This window comes from Rhodoferax sp. BLA1, assembly GCF_013416775.1.
Classification (GTDB): domain Bacteria; phylum Pseudomonadota; class Gammaproteobacteria; order Burkholderiales; family Burkholderiaceae_C; genus Rhodoferax.
Window position 1 is genome coordinate 902,319 of the sequence record NZ_SZVI01000013.1, and the last position, 16,616, is coordinate 918,934.

At 61.8% G+C, this 16,616-nt stretch carries 10 protein-coding genes; 5 read left to right on the top strand and 5 right to left on the bottom strand.

Annotation, left to right across the window (positions count from 1 at the left end):
* Positions 1-5,058 carry a PAS domain S-box protein gene (locus FDG13_RS19700; RefSeq protein ID WP_180132362.1) on the bottom strand — a complete coding sequence of 1,686 codons (5,058 nt, stop codon included), beginning with the start codon at positions 5,056-5,058 and terminating at the stop codon, positions 1-3.
* A gap of 447 nt (positions 5,059-5,505) precedes the next feature.
* Between FDG13_RS19700 and FDG13_RS19705 the strand changes: the two genes are divergently transcribed.
* The gene (locus tag FDG13_RS19705; protein ID WP_180132363.1) at positions 5,506-6,114 is read left to right on the top strand and encodes a TRAP transporter small permease subunit; all 609 of its coding nucleotides are present in this window, start codon (positions 5,506-5,508) and stop codon (positions 6,112-6,114) included.
* Between the two features lie 16 nt (positions 6,115-6,130).
* Positions 6,131-7,921, top strand: coding sequence for a TRAP transporter large permease subunit (locus FDG13_RS19710; protein ID WP_180132364.1), 1,791 nt, complete (start codon positions 6,131-6,133; stop codon positions 7,919-7,921).
* Positions 7,922-8,021: 100 nt separating this feature from the next.
* Here FDG13_RS19710 and FDG13_RS19715 read toward each other — a convergent pair whose 3' ends face one another.
* From FDG13_RS19715 to xseB, 4 genes are all read right to left on the bottom strand, one after another.
* Positions 8,022-9,104, bottom strand: a complete 1,083-nt coding sequence (locus FDG13_RS19715) for a TRAP transporter substrate-binding protein (protein ID WP_180132365.1) — start codon at positions 9,102-9,104, stop codon at positions 8,022-8,024.
* 139 nt (positions 9,105-9,243) lie between these two features.
* Positions 9,244-11,115 carry a 1-deoxy-D-xylulose-5-phosphate synthase gene (gene dxs / locus FDG13_RS19720; protein ID WP_370528259.1) on the bottom strand — a complete coding sequence of 624 codons (1,872 nt, stop codon included), beginning with the start codon at positions 11,113-11,115 and terminating at the stop codon, positions 9,244-9,246.
* A gap of 80 nt (positions 11,116-11,195) precedes the next feature.
* Positions 11,196-12,197: a polyprenyl synthetase family protein gene (locus tag FDG13_RS19725; RefSeq protein WP_180132366.1), complete on the bottom strand. Its 1,002-nt coding sequence runs from the start codon at positions 12,195-12,197 to the stop codon at positions 11,196-11,198.
* On the bottom strand, positions 12,194-12,436 hold the full coding sequence (gene xseB, locus FDG13_RS19730) for an exodeoxyribonuclease VII small subunit (protein ID WP_180132367.1): 243 nt from the start codon (positions 12,434-12,436) through the stop codon (positions 12,194-12,196). Before xseB ends, FDG13_RS19725 begins: the two co-directional genes overlap by 4 nt.
* Before the next feature lie 133 nt (positions 12,437-12,569).
* Here xseB and FDG13_RS19735 point away from each other — a divergent pair, with 133 nt between their 5' ends.
* The 3 genes from FDG13_RS19735 to FDG13_RS19745 all read left to right on the top strand — a co-directional run bounded on the left by FDG13_RS19735 (position 12,570) and on the right by FDG13_RS19745 (position 16,600).
* A complete protein-coding gene (locus FDG13_RS19735; RefSeq protein ID WP_370528260.1) occupies positions 12,570-13,625 on the top strand; it encodes an extracellular solute-binding protein in 1,056 nt (351 codons plus the stop codon).
* Entirely contained in the window at positions 13,622-15,340 is a 1,719-nt protein-coding gene (locus FDG13_RS19740) for a GGDEF domain-containing protein (protein WP_180132368.1), read from the top strand. Before FDG13_RS19735 ends, FDG13_RS19740 begins: the two co-directional genes overlap by 4 nt.
* 126 nt (positions 15,341-15,466) lie before the next feature.
* Positions 15,467-16,600, top strand: a complete 1,134-nt coding sequence (locus tag FDG13_RS19745; RefSeq protein WP_180132369.1) for an aromatic ring-hydroxylating dioxygenase subunit alpha — start codon at positions 15,467-15,469, stop codon at positions 16,598-16,600.
* Positions 16,601-16,616 lie beyond the last annotated feature (16 nt).

Here is a 16,616-nt window from a genome sequence, read left to right on the forward strand (position 1 = left end):
TCAGGATGGCAAACTTTTCATGCCGGCACGTAATTGCAGCAAGGCGGCCTCAAAGTCAAACACCTTGACGGCGCTCTCGATCTGGCGGTAGTGCTGCGGGAAAGCAGCCTCCAGCCAGTCGGCGTGTTCACTGACCAAGTCCACGGCGGCCGCATCATCGTAGGCCAGCAAAGCATCCAGCCGAGTACACATGTCCTTGAGCTGAACCGGGTCCAGCGCCACTCGCGGGCGGGGCAACTCGGTCGGCAGGGCCTGCTCCAGCGCGTCGATCAGCGCGGTGAGTGGCCCGGCCAAGGCCTGCACCGCGCTGCGCACCGTGGCCACCGGCCCACGTTGGCGGGCAGTGTCTTCCACCACAGCAGCCAGCGCCTGCACCTGATGCGCGCCGATGCTGCCAGCGGTGCCCTTGGTGGTGTGTGCCAGACGCTCGGCGGTGGCCAGATCCTGCTGCTCCAGCGCCGCCTGCAAGCTGCTCAGCAGCTGTTTCTGACCCGCCACAAAACGGCGCAGCATCGAGAGGTACAGCGTTTTTTTACCCAGCACCCGCCGCAGCCCGGCCTGTGTATCGAGCCCGGCAATGTCGGTCGGCGCCCGCCAGCCGATGTCTGGCGGCGCGTTCACAGCCGGTGCCGAACTCGTCACCCAGGCGGCCCCTGGCTGCGGTGTGATCCATTTCAGCAAGGTCTGCCACAGCCGGTCGGGATCGATCGGTTTGGCAATGTGGTCGTTCATGCCCACATCCAGACAACGCTGGCGGTCACTGTCTTGCACATTGGCGGTCATGGCCACAATCGGCAGCGCGTCAAAAGCAGGCAAGCGGCGGATTTCACGGGTGGCGGTTTCACCGTCCATCACTGGCATCTGCATGTCCATCAGCACCAGATCAAAGGGGCTGCGCTGCACTTTCTGCAGCGCAATCTCGCCGTTTTCTGCCAGTTCCACCACAAAACCGGCATCACGCAGTAACTCCAAAGCCACTTCCTGGTTCAGGTCGTTGTCTTCCACCAGCAAAATCCGCGCGCCTTTGATGCCCGCCAGGTTTTCCACACTGAGCGGCGGCGCTTGTGATGCGCCACGCCGCTCGGGTGCCACCTGCCCCATCAGGCTCATCACACTCTCAAACAACATCGACGGGTTGACCGGCTTGATCAACACATCGTCCAACCCGGCCTGGGCGGCGCCCTTGAGCACATCTTCACGGCCAAAGGCGGTGACCATGACCCGGTGCGGTGGGTGCCTCAGGGGCCGCGCCTGCAAACGCCTGGCCACCTCGATGCCGTCCATGCCGGGCATCTGCCAATCTAGAAACACAAAGTGAAAGGGCCGCTCCTGGGTCTCGGCCTGGTCCACTGCATGGATGGCACTGCTGCCACCATCGGCCTCTTCCACACCAAAACCCATGCCCTCGAGCATGCCCCGCAACACCGTGCGGGCGTGGTCGTTGTCGTCCACCACCAGCGCCCGGCAACCCTGCAAGTCAGCACTCAGGATGCGGCTGGTCTGCGCTGCCACGCCTTTGCCCAGGCGCGCGGTGAACCAGAAGGTGCTGCCCTGGCCCGGCACACTGTCCACCCCGACCTCACCCTGCATCATGTGGGACAACTTCTTGGCAATCGACAGGCCCAGCCCGGTGCCGCCGTAGTGGCGTGTGGTGGAGCTGTCGGCCTGCTGGAACGACTGGAACAGCTGGCTGCGCTGCTCGTCCGAGATGCCGATGCCGGTGTCGCGCACCGCAAAATACAGCAGCACATCGTTGTCACTCTGTTCACGCACCCGCACCACCACATCGACCTCACCTTTTTGGGTGAACTTGACCGCGTTGTTGGCGTAGTTGATCAGCACCTGGGTCAGACGCAGCGGGTCACCCACCAGGTTATTGGGCACGTCGCGGTCCACATCAAAGATCAGCTCCAAGCCCTTGGCAGCGACCTTTTCACCGATCAGGTTGCTGACATTGCCCAGCACCTTCTCCAGGTCAAAAGCGATGTGTTCAATGGTCAGTTTGCCGGCCTCGATCTTGGACACATCCAGGATGTCGTTGATGATGCCCAACAGGTGCTGGCCCGAGTCCATGATCTTTTTCATGTAGTCGCGCTGGCGCGGCAGCAGCTCGGTCTTGAGCATCAGGTGGGTCATGCCAATCACCGCGTTCATGGGGGTGCGGATCTCATGGCTCATGTTGGCCAGGAAATCGGCCTTGGTGCGCGCGGCGTCTTCTGCCAGCTCTTTGGCACGGCGCATCGCCTCGGCAGCGGCACGCTCCTCCGAAATATCGTCCACCACCCATACCGTGCCCTTGCTGTGGTCGGCCACGTCCACCGCCTTGCCGGTCAGACGCACCCAAAACAGGCTGCCATCGAGCCGTTTGAGCCGTTGCTCACGGGTGTGCGCCTGGCCACGCCAGATCACCTCGTAGACCGGGTCACCGCCCAGGGCCTCGGCTTCGGCGTCGGGGTACCAGATGCTGGTGCGCTGCCCCACCATGCCGCCTTCGAGCCAGCCAAACAGCTCGGTCAGACGCCGGTTGCAGCGCACAAAAACACGGTCCTTGATCAGCGCCATGCCCGAGGATGCGGTCTCAAAAATGGCCATCTGTTCCTCCCCCGCGAGCCGCAAGGCATCGGTGACCTGCTCTAGATCAAAGGTGCGCTGGGCCACCAGTTCCTCCAGATGGGAGCGGTACTGCGCCAGCTCCAGCGTCATGCGCCGTTTCTCGGTCACATCCTCCTTGATCGCCAGGTAGTGGGTGATGTGGCCGTCGGGCTGACGCACCGGGGTGACATGCACCTCTTCCTCGTAGTCGCTGCCGTCTTTGCGCCGGTTAAACAGCACACCCCGCCAGGTGTCACCGCGGACCAGGGCCGCCCACATGTCCTCATAGGTCTGGGGCGGTGTTTTGCCGTTCTTGAGCAAACGCGGGTTGGCACCCAACGCCTCTTCGCGGCTGTAGCCGGTGGTTCGGGTGAAGGCCTGGTTGACGTATTCGATGTCGGCATTCAGGTTGGTGATGACCACACTCTCCGGGCTTTGCTCAACCGCGAGGTAAAGCATGCGTAACTCGTCCTCGGTGCGTTGACGCTCGGTGATGTCTTCCTTGACCGCCACATAGTTGCAAATCCGCCCCTCGGCATCCCGCAGGGGGCTGATGATGGCCGCCTCGATGCGCTCACGCCCGTCCTTGGTGCGGTTGACAAAATGCCCGCTCCACTGCTGCCCGGCGGCGAGCGCCTGCCACATCTCCCGAAACACCTTGGCCGGGGTTTTGCCTGAGCTCAACAGCCTGGGGTTCTGGCCGATGACCTCGCTGCGGTTGTAACCGGTGAGGCTGATGAAAGCGTCGTTGACAAACTCGATACGGGCATGCACATCGGTGATCACCACCGCATGCGGGCTTTGTTCGACCGCCATGCTGATCTTGCGCAGCGCGAGTTCGGCCTGTTTTTGCTCGCTGATGTCGTCCCACAACACCACCATGTAGTCTCGCCCCTGCTGGCGGATCACCCGGGCGTTGATCGACACATCAATCTCCCGGCCATCCTTGCGCCGGTAGCGGGTTTCAAACCGGGCACCGCCGTCGACCAGCGTCTTGCCAACCCGCTCTTGCAGCGCCGGGGCATCCAGCACTGCCTGGTAGTCCAACAAATTCATCTGCAGCAACTCATCCCGGCTGTAACCCAGGATCTGGCAGCTGGCCGCGTTGACCTGAACCATACGCAAGGACGGCAGCTCCACCAAGTTGATGGCATTGGCGGCCTGCTCGACGATGGCATGCATCAGCGCTTGGGTTTCGGCCTCTTGCTCACGCGCACGGCGCAGCGCAAAGGTCTTGTGTAAGCGCATGCCCACAGCGTCTAGCAGCGCCTGCTCTTCCGGCAAAAAGGCTGCCCCCGCATCCCCAACCTCGGCCGACAGCTCGCCCAGATAAGCCACACAGATCTGGTGGCGCGCCACCTCAGCTTTGCCACCAAATACCGTGCACAACTGCCGTGCCTGCTGCAACACCGCCGGGTCACCCAACACCCCACCCGGCGTGGTGATGCAGGCGCCAGCCAGCTGCGGAAAACACATCGCCGCAGGCAAGCGCGCCACGACCTGCTGCAACAGCTCGTCGTCACGGATGGCATCGTTCTCGCTGAGACGGGACACCTCATGCAAACAGGCCAGCTCCCTCATGCGTTTGTCCAGGTCATTCTGGGCAGATTTGCGCGCCAGCAAAGCGTCGCGAAACGCCAGAACCGCCACCGCCAGGTCACGCAACAAGCTGGTGCTGTTGTGGCTGAGCGCCTCCACCTCCTTGAGGGCGGGCGGTGTGGCGTCTTGCGCCGCCATGCCCAGCATCGCACCCGACAACAAAGACACGCGCTGCATCATCTGGCGCGCCAGCCAGAGCCAGCCCAGCAACAGCAGCAGCAGCGACACACCGCCGGTGACACCCAGCTTGATCACATGTGCCTCAAACAGGCGGACCTGGTCGCTGGTGCGTTGTGCCATGGTGGCGGTGGCCGCATTCACAATGCTGTGGGTGTGTTCGCTGAAAGCCACATAACTTTGCCCGGCCCGAAACGCCAATTGCATGGCAGCCGTCGGGTCCTTCGCCGCCAGCGCGGTGGCCTGAACAATCAGCTGGCGGTAGTTGTCAAAGTCCTGGCGCACCTGTTGGGTGGTCACCACCGCGGTAGGTGAGTCCTCCAGCTCCAGCAGCCGGGGCTCCAGGCTGGTCAGCCAATTCACCACCGTGGTGTGCACCCGAGCCACATTGCCCGTATCAGCCTGGCCCCGCACCGCCAGGTCCAGCGTGTCGGCCACCAGTTTCTGGATCGCGGCAACATCCTGGTTGAGTCGGTTGGCTACCGCCAGTTGGGCGGTGTCCTGTGCTTGCGCCAGGGCCACCACGCGGTACTCCTCACGCAGGTTGTGCACGATGGCATACACAATGCCCCCGGCCGCCACAATGACCGCCAACATCGGCAGCACAAACAGCAGCCAATACCAGGAACCACGCCCGCGCATCCGATGGCCACCGGAGAGAGGTTTGGGTCGCGCTTGAGCAGGCCTCACACCAGACTCCCCCCGCCCACCCGGCTGACCCGGCAGAGACCAAAAACAGTCCCCATCTGCGCCAGCAAAGCGGCGACCATGGGGGTCCGGGCAAGGCAAAGCAGGCGCATGACAGGCATTCTGCACCATGGCAAGACCCGAGTGTGTGCCTTTCTACCATTCACTATGTTTTTAAAAGCGAGTAGCCCTTATAGAACATGGGCTACAACCCGAAATCGCATTAAATCAGACGAATCGCAGACGTTGGGAAAAAGCCATGGTCTGGCACCGTTTGCACAAGCACCTGGGGGGCTGCTGGCGGACTCTGGCCCTGGGTCGGCTGTGCGTGAGCCACCCGGGTTCAACCCTCACGCTGAAACCAGGCATTCCCGCTAAACTTTATGCTGCATTCGCAACAACAAATTGAGGGTGAGCAACACCCTCGCTATTCCCAAAGCTGGAGACAACATGCAGGCGTTTTTAAAGTTATCGAATGCCATTGACGGGCTCAACCGTTGGATTGGCAAGTATGTGATCTGGCTCATTCTGGCCTCGACCGTGATCAGCGCCCTCAATGCGGTGGTGCGCAAAACCTTCAACATCAGTTCCAACGCTTTTCTCGAAGTGCAGTGGTATCTGTTTGCGGCGGCCTTTCTGCTGGCCTCGGCCTACACGCTGCTCAATGGTGAACACGTCAAGATTGATGTGTTTTACGGGCGCCTGACCAAGCGCACCCAGACCTGGGTCGACGTGTTTGGTTTCACCTGTTTCCTGCTGCCGTTTTGCAGCGCAATCATCTGGTTCAGCCTGCCGTTTTTCCTGAGAGGTTTTCACAGTGGTGAGATGTCGGGCAACGCAGGTGGCCTGATCCGCTGGCCGGTGTACGCCATGATGCCACTCGGTTTTGCCCTGCTGTGGTTGCAAGGCCTGTCGGAGCTGATCAAACGGCTGGCGTTCCTGATGGGGCTGATTGACGACCCGACCGAAAAGCTGCTGAGCAAATCCGCCGAGGAAGAACTGGCCGCCGCCATCCAGAAACTGGCTGAAGAAAAAGCCGCACAAGCCAAAGCGGCCTGAGGCCAGGGGAACACTCATGGAATTCATTGCAAACAACATCGCCCCGATCATGTTCATGGGGCTGATCGTCTTCCTGCTGCTGGGTTTCCCGGTGGCGTTCAGCCTGGGTGCCTGTGGCCTGTTTTTTGGTTTTGTCGGGGTGGAGCTTGGGCTGCTGCCCGAAGCCCTGATGCAGGCGCTGCCGCTGCGCATTTTTGGCATCATGCAAAACGACACGCTGCTGGCGATCCCGTTTTTCACGCTGATGGGCCTGATCCTGGAGCGCAGCGGCATGGCCGAGGACTTGCTCGACACCATCGGCCAACTGTTTGGCCCCTTGCGCGGCGGACTGGCCTTTGCGGTGATTTTTGTCGGCGCGCTGCTGGCAGCCACCACCGGTGTTGTGGCCGCGTCGGTGATCTCGATGGGCTTGATTTCCCTGCCGATCATGCTGCGTTACGGTTATGACCGGCGCATCGCCACCGGGGTGATTGCCGCCTCGGGCACGCTGGCGCAGATCATTCCGCCCTCGCTGGTGCTGATCATCCTGGCCGACCAGCTGGGCCGCAGTGTCGGTGAGATGTACAAGGGCGCATTTCTGCCAGGCTTTTTGCTCACCGGCATGTATTTCGGTTACGTGGTCTTGGTCACCCTGTTTCGCCCCAGCTGGGTGCCTGCCCTGCCAGCCGAGGCGCGCACCATCCGCGAAGACAACGGCAACAGTGGCCTGCCCTCGCTGGGCATCTTGACGGTGCTGAGTGCCGGTGTGGCGATCTACCTGGGCCAACATTACGCCGACGTGCTGAGCTACCTCAAGGGTGAAGAAGTGCTGATGGTGGCCAAGGATGAAACCATTGTGGTGTCTTTGTGTGCCGGTGTGGTGCTGGCCTTTTTGATAGCGGTGCTCAACAAGGTCACCCGCGCCGGGCTGCTGTCACGCATGGCCGAACGCGTCACCTTTGTGTTGATCCCGCCGCTGCTCCTTATTTTTCTTGTGCTTGGCACTATCTTTTTAGGAGTTGCCACACCCACCGAAGGCGGCGCCATGGGCGCCATGGGTGCACTGCTGATGGCCGCCAGCCGCAAACGCCTGAGCATGCCCTTGCTCAAGCAGGCGCTCACCTCCACCACCAAGCTGTCGAGTTTTGTGGTGTTCATCCTGGTGGGCTCGACCGTGTTCAGCCTGGTGTTCCAGGGGGTGGATGGCTCCAAGTGGGTGGAGCATCTGCTGAGCTCGGTGCCCGGTGGCCAGCTGGGCTTTTTGATTGTGGTGAATGTGCTGATCTTCTTCCTGGCGTTTTTCCTGGACTTCTTCGAGCTGGCGTTCATTGTGGTGCCCTTGCTGGCGCCGGTGGCCGAGAAGATGGGTATTGACCTGATCTGGTTTGGTGTGCTGCTGGGGGTCAACATGCAGACCTCGTTCATGCACCCACCGTTTGGCTTTGCGCTGTTTTACCTGCGCAGCGTGGCCCCCGGCAAGGCCTACACCGACCGGCTCACCAAGAAGCTGATCCAGCCGGTGACCACGATGCAGATCTATTGGGGTGCGGTGCCGTTTGTGATCATCCAGATCATCATGGTGGGCCTCATCATTGCTTTCCCGGGTATTGTCTCGAGTGGCCTGGACAAAAAAGAGGCGGTAGATCTGGACAAGGTGGCCGCAGAAATGATGGCCAACATGCCGGACGCCGAGCCAGAGGCACCTTTGCCGGATGCGGACGTGGACCCGACCGAGAGCACCGAACCCCAACCCGAACCGGCGCCGGGCGCCCCCGCTGCGGACGACCCCATGAAAGCCATGGAAGAGTCCATGAAAACCAACCAATAAGTCGAGCTGTCGCATGCGACCTGTTGCCCAGCGCACAGGTCTTCTCCATAAAAAAAACCCGCATCAAGCGGGTTTTTTGTTGTGGGGAAAAAGCGCTTGCTCAGAGCTTGCGGGTGGCCATGAACGAGTCGAACTTGGCTTCAGCAAAACGGAACCATAAGACCTGGTCACGCTGGAAATTGCGCAGGTCGGCGTAAATTTTCTTCCACTCGGGGCTCTTGGCATTGTTGGCCTCAAACACCGCCATCGCGGCCTTGAAAGAGCCTTCCAGCACGTCTTGCGGGAAAGGCAGCACCTTGGTTTTGGCCGCTACCAGCTGCTTCAAGGCGGTGGGATTGAAGGCGTCGTACTTGGCCAACATGTCGGTCGAGGCCATGGCACAGGCGGTCTCCAGGATGGCCTTGTTTTCTGCCGACAAGCTGTCCACCGCTTTCTGGTTGGCATAAAAGTCCACTTCCGGGCCACCTTCCCACCAGCCGGGGTAGTAATAAAACGGCGCCACCTTGTTGAAGCCGAGCTTCTGGTCGTCATAAGGGCCCACCCATTCGGCCGCGTCAATCGTGCCTTTTTCAAGCGCCTGGTAAATCTCACCGCCAGGAATGCTTTGCGGCACCGCACCAATGCCTTGCATCACCTCACCCACCAGCCCCCCACCCAGGCGCATCTTCATGCCCTTGAAATCGGCAATCGACTTGATTTGCTTTCGGTACCAGCCGCCCATCTGCACGCCGGTATTGCCGCCTGCGTAGCTGACCATGCCGTAGGTGGCGTACAACTCGTTCATGAGCTTGCGGCCATTGCCATGCATCATCCAGGCCGTCATCTGGCGCGCATTCAGGCCAAACGGAATGGCCGAGCCCAGGGCAAACGCCGGGTTCTTGCCGTAAAAGTAATAAGGCACGGTGTGGGTCATCTCCACCGTGCCGTTTTGCACACCGTCCACCACACCAAAGGGGGGCATCAGCTCACCACCGGCATGCACGGAAATCTCGAACTTGCCACCCGACATGGCCCGGACCGCCTTGGACATCACTTCGGCTGCGCCATAAATCGTGTCCAGTGATTTGGGGAAACTGGAGGCCAGGCGCCAGCGCACTGCGGCCTGCGCATGCACAGCAGGTGCGGCCCCTGCGGCCAAAACGCCGGCGATACCCGCGTTTTTGATGATTGAACGACGATCCATCGATGAACTCCTCTAGTTGTGAACTGGGTAACACTTGCCTTGCCAACACAGCACGCGCTGGGCAAGTTCGCCAGTCATTCTAGGGAGCGGACCCCAGCGACAAGGCCCGGGTTTTCCCGTGCCTTGTCGTCTGAACACCTCAGTTTGCGGGGTAAATGGCGCTAAAGCGAGCGCGCACCGAGGCCTCGATGCCCACCGCGTCCAGGCCCAGCATGGCCATCAGTTTGAGCGGGTCACCGTGTTCGATGAACCGGTCGGGCAAACCAAGCTGCAACACCGGTTTGGCCAGCCCGGCCTGCGCCAGCGCTTCAAGCACCGCGCTGCCTGCGCCACCCATGATGCAGCCATCTTCCAGCGTCACCAGGGCCTCGTGCTCGGCAGCGATCTGCAGCAACAGCTCGGTGTCCAGCGGTTTGGCCCAACGCATGTTGACCACCGTGGCGTCCAGCACCTCCGCCACTTGCAAGGCCGGGTGTAACAGCGTGCCAAAGGCCAGCAGCGCCACTTTTTTGCCGGTGCGACGGATCTCACCCTTGCCCACCGGCAGGGTCTCGAGCGCACGCGACACCACCACTCCGGCCCCCACGCCACGTGGGTAACGCACCGCCACCGGCCCTTCCTGGGCGTAAGCGGTGCTGAGCAGCTGGCGGCATTCGTTTTCGTCCGACGGGCAGGCCACACTCATGTTGGGAATACAGCGCATGAACGGGATGTCATACGCACCCGCATGGGTGGCACCGTCGGCACCCACCAACCCGGCGCGGTCCAGCGCAAACACCACCGGCAGGTTCTGCAGGGCCACGTCGTGCACCAACTGGTCATAGCCCCGCTGCAAGAAGGTGGAATAGATCGCCACGACCGGCTTCAGGCCTTCGCAGGCCAGACCTGCAGCAAAGGTCACCGCGTGCTGCTCGGCAATGCCCACATCAAAGAACCGCTTGGGGAACAACTTTTCAAACTCGACCATGCCCGAGCCTTCGCGCATGGCCGGGGTGATGCCCACCAATCGGCTGTCGGTGGCCGCCATGTCACACAACCAGTTGCCAAACACCTCGGTGAAGGTGATCTTTGCCTGGCCACTGGCTTTGGCCAGCCCCACCGCCGGGTCAAACTTGCCCGGGCCGTGGTAGGCCACCGGGTCGGCCTCGGCCATTTTGTAACCTTGGCCTTTTTTGGTGACCACATGCAAAAACTGCGGTCCCTTGAGCTGCTTGATGTTCTCCAGCACACTCACCAGCGTGTCCACATCGTGGCCGTCGATCGGGCCGACGTAGTTGAAGCCAAACTTCTCGAACAAGGTGATCGGCTTGACCATGCCCTTGGCCGACTCTTCAAAGCGTTTGGCCAGCTCCCACAGGGGCGGCGCGCCTTTGAGCACGGTTTTGCTGGCATTTTTGGCAGCCGCATAAAACTGGCCGCTGAGCAGCTTGGCCAAGTGGCGGTTGAGCGCGCCCACCGGCGGGCTGATCGACATGTCGTTGTCGTTGAGGATCACCAGCAGGTTGCAGTCGGCCACACCGGCGTTGTTGAGCGCCTCAAACGCCATGCCGGCGGTCATGGCGCCATCACCAATCACCGCAACCGCGTGGCGGTCTTCGCCCTTGAGGCGGCTGGCCAGGGCCATGCCCAGCGCCGCCGAGATCGAGGTGCTGGAGTGTGCCGTGCCAAAGGTGTCGAACTCACTCTCGTCACGCCGTGGGAAACCACTCAGGCCGCCGAGCTGGCGCAGGCTGGGCATACGGTCACGCCGCCCGGTCAGGATCTTGTGCGGGTAAGTCTGGTGGCCCACGTCCCAGACGATGCGGTCATACGGCGTGTTGAGCACGTAGTGCAGCGCCACCGTGAGTTCCACCGTACCCAGGTTGGAGCTCAGGTGCCCACCGGTTTTGGCCACGCTGTCGAGCAAAAAAGCGCGCAACTCGTGTGCCAGCGGCTCCAGCTGCGAGCGGTTGAGCCGCCGCAAATCGTCTGGCGTGTCAATGGTCTGCAGCAGGGGGTACATGTTTTTCATGAATAGATGCTCTGATTTAAATAGCTACTCACGCTCTTTACATAAGGGCTAGAGGCACTTTTCTTATGAATTTGAGGCACTCAGTGGGTCCGATCCACCACCATCTCGGCCAAGCCTTGCAAGGCCCGCACATCGGCCAGACCACTGCGCTGGAGCGCCTGCAGTGCCTGCGTCTTGAGGTTCTGGGCAAAGGCTCTGGCTTCGTCCAGGCCCATCAGGGAGACATAGGTCGGTTTGTCGCTGTTGGCATCTTTGCCCGCCGTCTTGCCCAGGGTGGCCGAGTCGGCGGTCACGTCAAGCACATCGTCCACCACCTGGAATGCCAGCCCGATGGCGGCGCCAAACTCCTGCAAGGCGCGCCAGGTGGTGGCGCTGGTGTGACCACATGCAGCCCCCATCATCACGCTGGCCTTGAGCAGGGCACCGGTTTTCAGGCGGTGCATCTCCTGCAGCTGGCTCTCGGTGAGGCGCAGGCCGACACTGGCCAGGTCAATCGCCTGGCCACCCGCCATGCCGGTGCAACCCGCGGCGCGCGCCAGCAGGCGGCACAGGTGAGCCTGTTGGGCAGCAGGCAAGTCGTCATCGGGTGTCAGCAGCTCAAACGCCAGCGCCTGCAGGGCATCACCCGCCAGCAAGGCGCTGGCTTCACCAAACTTGACGTGGACTGTGGGTTTGCCACGGCGCAGCACATCGTTGTCCATACACGGCATGTCGTCATGCACCAGGGAATAAGCGTGGATCAGTTCCACCGCACAGGCGGCCCGCAGCGCAGCCTGGTAGGGGCCAGTGGCCTGCTCCAAGGCGCCAGGCACGGTGACCGCTTCCTCACTGGCGCTGGCCACCTGGGACAACAGACCCGACTGCACCGCCTCAAACGCGGCCAGCACCAGCAGCGGGCGCAGGCGCTTGCCACCATCGAGCACCGCATAACGCATGGCAGCCATCAGTTCAACCGGGGCCTGGTGCTCCAGATCGGCCGAGGCATCCACCGACACCCATTGGTCCAGCGCCTGTTCGACAGCAGCGAGTTGGTGGCCAATCCAGTCAGCCAGGTCCAGGGGAAAAGCGGCAGTAGGGCTCATTGTTCGTCAGAGGTCCAGGTTGTCAACACACCTTGGTCCAGCACCTTGACCTGGGCTTGCACCGCCTCGAGCCGGTCGCGGCAGAAGGCCAGCAACTCGGCACCACGCTGGTACTGGGTCAGCAACTGCTCCAGCGGCATGTCACCCGACTCGAGTCGGGCGACCAACTGCTCAAGCTCCTGCAAAGCCGCTTCGTAGCTGGCAGGCGCCGCAGGGCCGTGTTTGGAAGCTGTAGCCATCGGCGAATATTCCTAAGTGCAAAGTGGCGCATTTTAGGCGCTGGCAGGTTCATCCAAGCTGACACCAAAAGCAGGTACGATCATCACGCCTTGGCAAAACGTTGATAAAAATCAAACTATTAAAAACGTCTCTGTGAATTGCTTCAAAACACCCCTGCAACTGTGGCGTTGGCTGGGCCTGCTACTGGCCCTGTTGTTACCCACGCTCGGCGGTGCCGAGATCTTGCGGGTGTTGAGCTGGCCCGGGTATGCCGACGCCGACCTGGTCAAGGCCTTTGAAGCCCGCACCGGGCACAAGGTCAATGTCACTTTCATCGACTCGGACGAAGCCCTGTGGCAGCGGGTGCAGCAAAACAAGGGGCAGGACTTTGACGTGTTTGCCGTCAACACCGCCGAGCTGCAGCGCTACATCCAGGCCGGGCTGGTCTCCCCCATCAGCCTCGCCAGGATTCCCAACACCCGCCGCCAATTGCCACGGTTTCGCGAGCTGGAGCGCATCAAGGGCCTGGTGCACCAAGGCCAGGTGTTTGGTGTGCCCTACACCTACGCCGAGATGGGCCTGATTTATGACCGCCAGCAAATCAAGACCCCGCCCAGCTCGCTGACCGCCTTGTGGGACCCCAGCTACCGTGGCAAGGTGCTGGTGTACAACAGCAGCAGCCACAACTTCACCCTGGCAGCCCAGTCACTGGGCAACCCCAAACCCTTCCAGCTGGCTGGCAACCAATGGACAAACACGGTGAACCAGCTGATTGCCCTGCGCCGCAATGTGCTGGGCTTCTACACCCAGCCTGACGAATCGGTGGAGCTGTTCCGCGACAAAAAAGCCGCCCTGATGCTGGCCAACTACGGTTCACAACAGTTGCAATTGCTCAGGCGCGCCGGTGCCGACGTGGGCTACACCATCCCCAAAGAAGGGGCGCTGGCCTGGCTCGACACCTGGGCCATCCTGCGCCCGACCCAAAAATCGGCGCTGGCACATGCCTGGATCAACTACCTGCTCGAACCGGCCCCGAGCCAGGCCCTGGAAATGCGCCAAGGCCTGGCCAACACCATGTCCGAACCCGCCCACCTGCAGCCCCAGGACCGCCTGGTCTGGCTGGAGCCGGTGGAAAACAGCGAACGGCGCCAGCAGCTGTGGGAACGCATTTATTCGGGTGACCGCGCCGCCAGGGTGCTGGGCCCATGAAGTGGGGGCTGGCGACCCGGTTGGGCAGTGTGTTGGCCTTGGTCAGCCTGCTGATGGCGGGCATGACCGGCCTGTACGCCTTCCAGGTGGCGCGTAACCTGCTGGTGCAGGCCACCAAGGACGAGCTGATGACCGCCACCCAGGTGGTGGGGCGGCGCGTCAAAGACATCCGGCTCGACACCTCACGAGACCTGCAGGTGCTGACCAAACACCCGGCCAGCATGGCGCTGTTACAGAACCCGCCGCACCAGCAGGCGGCCCAGGCCGACCAGCTGGCCACGCTGTTCGAGCTGATCATGGCGGCCAACCCCGGCTACTTCCAGATCCGGCTGATTTCCGCCAGCGACTCAGGCCTGGAGCGTGTGCGGGTGGACCGCGACGGCCAGCACCTGCTGCGCATTGAGGGGGATGACCTGCAGGAGAAAGGCCACTACCCCTACGTGTCCGACACCTTGCAGATGCCCGCTGGCAGCAACTACCAGTCGCGCACCGTGATCAACCACGAACGTGGTGCCCATGCCGGGCTGGGCCAGCCCACCGTGCTGCTGGCTTCACCGGTGGTCAATGCCCAGGGCCAGGCGCTTGGTGTGATCGTGATCAACATTGACCTCAAAGGCGCGTTTTCCCGGCTGGCGGCTGATTTGCCCGCTGAGTTCCAGCTGTTTCTGGCCAACCGCGAGGGCGACTTCCTGATCCACCCGGACAACACCCGCACCTTTGGTTTTGATACCGGGCGCCGGGTTTTGCTGCAAGACGAGTTCCCGGCCACCCAGGACCTGGTGGCCGGTCGGGTCGACCAAGTGGTGCTCGAAGCCGACAGTGGCCAACATGCGCAGGTGCCGGTGGTGGCCGCCTTCACCGCCAACAAATTCAAGGTGCCCGGGGTTGACAACACAGGCTTTCTGGGCTTGGCACAACCCCGCAGCAGTGTGTTGCAACGCTCCCACGCGCTGGGCCTGACCATCCTGCAGATTGCCAGCGCGCTGGGGCTGGTCGGTTTTGCGCTGGCCTTGCTGCTGGCGCGCTGGGTCACCCGCCCGCTCAATACCATGAGCACCGCGGTGGCGCGTTTTTCCATCGGGCAACCCATCCTGGGCCTGCCCCTCACACGCCAGGACGAAATTGGCCAGTTGGCACGCAGTTTTGATGGCATGCAACAACAAATCCACCAGCAGTTCACCGAGTTGCAGGCCAATCGGCAGGAGCTCGAACACCTGGCGCGCCACGACCCCCTCACCGGCCTGCCCAACCGGCGCCTGTTCATTGAGCGGCTCGACAACGCGGTGGCGCGTGCCAAACGCACCCAGAGCCAGCTCGCGGTGATGTTCATCGACATGGACCATTTCAAGGCCATCAATGACCGGTGGGGCCACGAGGCCGGGGACGCGGCGCTGCAATGGGTGGCGCAGCGCCTGCTGGAGCACACCCGCCAGACCGACACCGTGGCGCGGCTCGGCGGGGATGAGTTTGTGGTGCTGCTGGATAACCAGGTGCAAGCCGAGCAGCTGGCCGGGGTGGCGCAAAAGCTGATCGACAGCATGCGCGAGCCCTGGTTTTTTGACGGCCACCTGTGCCAAATCCAGCTCAGCATGGGCATCAGCCTGTACCCGCAAAACGGCGACAGCGCCGACGCCCTGCTGAGCAGCGCGGACAACGCGATGTACCGCGTCAAATCTGCCAGCCGCAACAACTTCGGTTTTGCGCCAGAAGGCTGACAAACCCAGGTGTTTCAAGCACCCCAGCTACAATCGGCCCGCTTTCGCGCCAGCTTCGGCTGGTTTTTTTCACTCTGCACTTTGCTTGTGCATCTCCCTGTGGGGAGTCTTTAGGTCAGGTCACCCATGTCTGATTTAAGTCTTCAACTGCAGCAGGCCACCGGCCAACTACCAGTTTCAGCTTATTTTGAAAACGCGCTGTACCAGCGCGAGTTGCAAACCCTTTTCCAGCGGGGACCACGTTATGTGGGCCATGCCTCCAGTGTGCCCAACGTGGGCGACTATTACGCCCTGCCACAAGAAAACGAAGGCCGCGCGCTGATCCACACGGACAAAGGCATTGAGCTGGTCTCCAACGTCTGCCGCCACCGCCAGGCGGTCATGCTCAAGGGCCGTGGCTCGCTCAACGCCGACGGCTCCGCCAACAACGTGGTCTGCCCAATCCACCGCTGGACCTACGCGGCCAATGGTCAGACGCCCGCAGGCACGCTGATTGGTGCGCCGCACTTTGCCCAAGACCCGTGCCTGAACCTGACCAACTACCCGCTGCAGGAATGGAACGGCCTGCTGTTCGAGGCAGGCCCCGGCGCGCGTGACGTGGCGGCAGACTTGGCCGACATGGACACCCGCGCGCAGCTCGACTTCTCGGGTTTTGTGCTCGACAAGGTGGAGTTGCACACCTGCAACTACAACTGGAAAACCTTCATCGAGGTCTATCTGGAGGACTACCACGTGGGCCCGTTCCACCCGGGGCTGGGCAGTTTTGTCACCTGTGACGACCTGCGCTGGGAATTCAAGGAACACTACTCGGTGCAGACCGTGGGGGTGTCCAGCGCGTTTGAGCGGCCGGGTTCGGCCGTCTACAAACGCTGGAAAGAGGCGCTGCTGGCCTACCGTGGTGGCCAAGCGCCGCAGCAGGGCGCGATCTGGCTCACCTACTACCCACACATCATGGTCGAGTGGTACCCGCATGTGTTGACGGTATCGACCCTGCACCCGATGGGGCCTGACAAGACCCTCAACATGGTCGAGTTTTATTACCCCGAGGACATCCAGGCGTTTGAGCGCGAATTTGTCGAAGCCCAGCAGGCCGCCTACATGGAAACCTGCATCGAGGACGATGAAATCGGTGAACGCATGGACGCTGGCCGCAAGGCGCTGCTGATGCGCGGCGACAACGAGGTCGGCCCCTACCAGAGCCCGATGGAAGACGGCATGCAACACTTTCACGCGTGGTATCGCCGCCAGATGGCCTTGTGATTCCCATAACTTCAAT

Coding starts and splice junctions, on each gene's coding strand:
- dxs (WP_370528259.1), bottom strand. CDS start 11,115: ATGAAAAACATGTACCCCCTGCTGCAGACCATTGACACGCCAGACGAT.
- FDG13_RS19715 (WP_180132365.1), bottom strand. CDS start 9,104: ATGGATCGTCGTTCAATCATCAAAAACGCGGGTATCGCCGGCGTTTTG.
- FDG13_RS19745 (WP_180132369.1), top strand. CDS start 15,467: ATGTCTGATTTAAGTCTTCAACTGCAGCAGGCCACCGGCCAACTACCA.
- FDG13_RS19705 (WP_180132363.1), top strand. CDS start 5,506: ATGCAGGCGTTTTTAAAGTTATCGAATGCCATTGACGGGCTCAACCGT.
- FDG13_RS19740 (WP_180132368.1), top strand. CDS start 13,622: ATGAAGTGGGGGCTGGCGACCCGGTTGGGCAGTGTGTTGGCCTTGGTC.
- FDG13_RS19725 (WP_180132366.1), bottom strand. CDS start 12,197: ATGAGCCCTACTGCCGCTTTTCCCCTGGACCTGGCTGACTGGATTGGC.
- xseB (WP_180132367.1), bottom strand. CDS start 12,436: ATGGCTACAGCTTCCAAACACGGCCCTGCGGCGCCTGCCAGCTACGAA.
- FDG13_RS19710 (WP_180132364.1), top strand. CDS start 6,131: ATGGAATTCATTGCAAACAACATCGCCCCGATCATGTTCATGGGGCTG.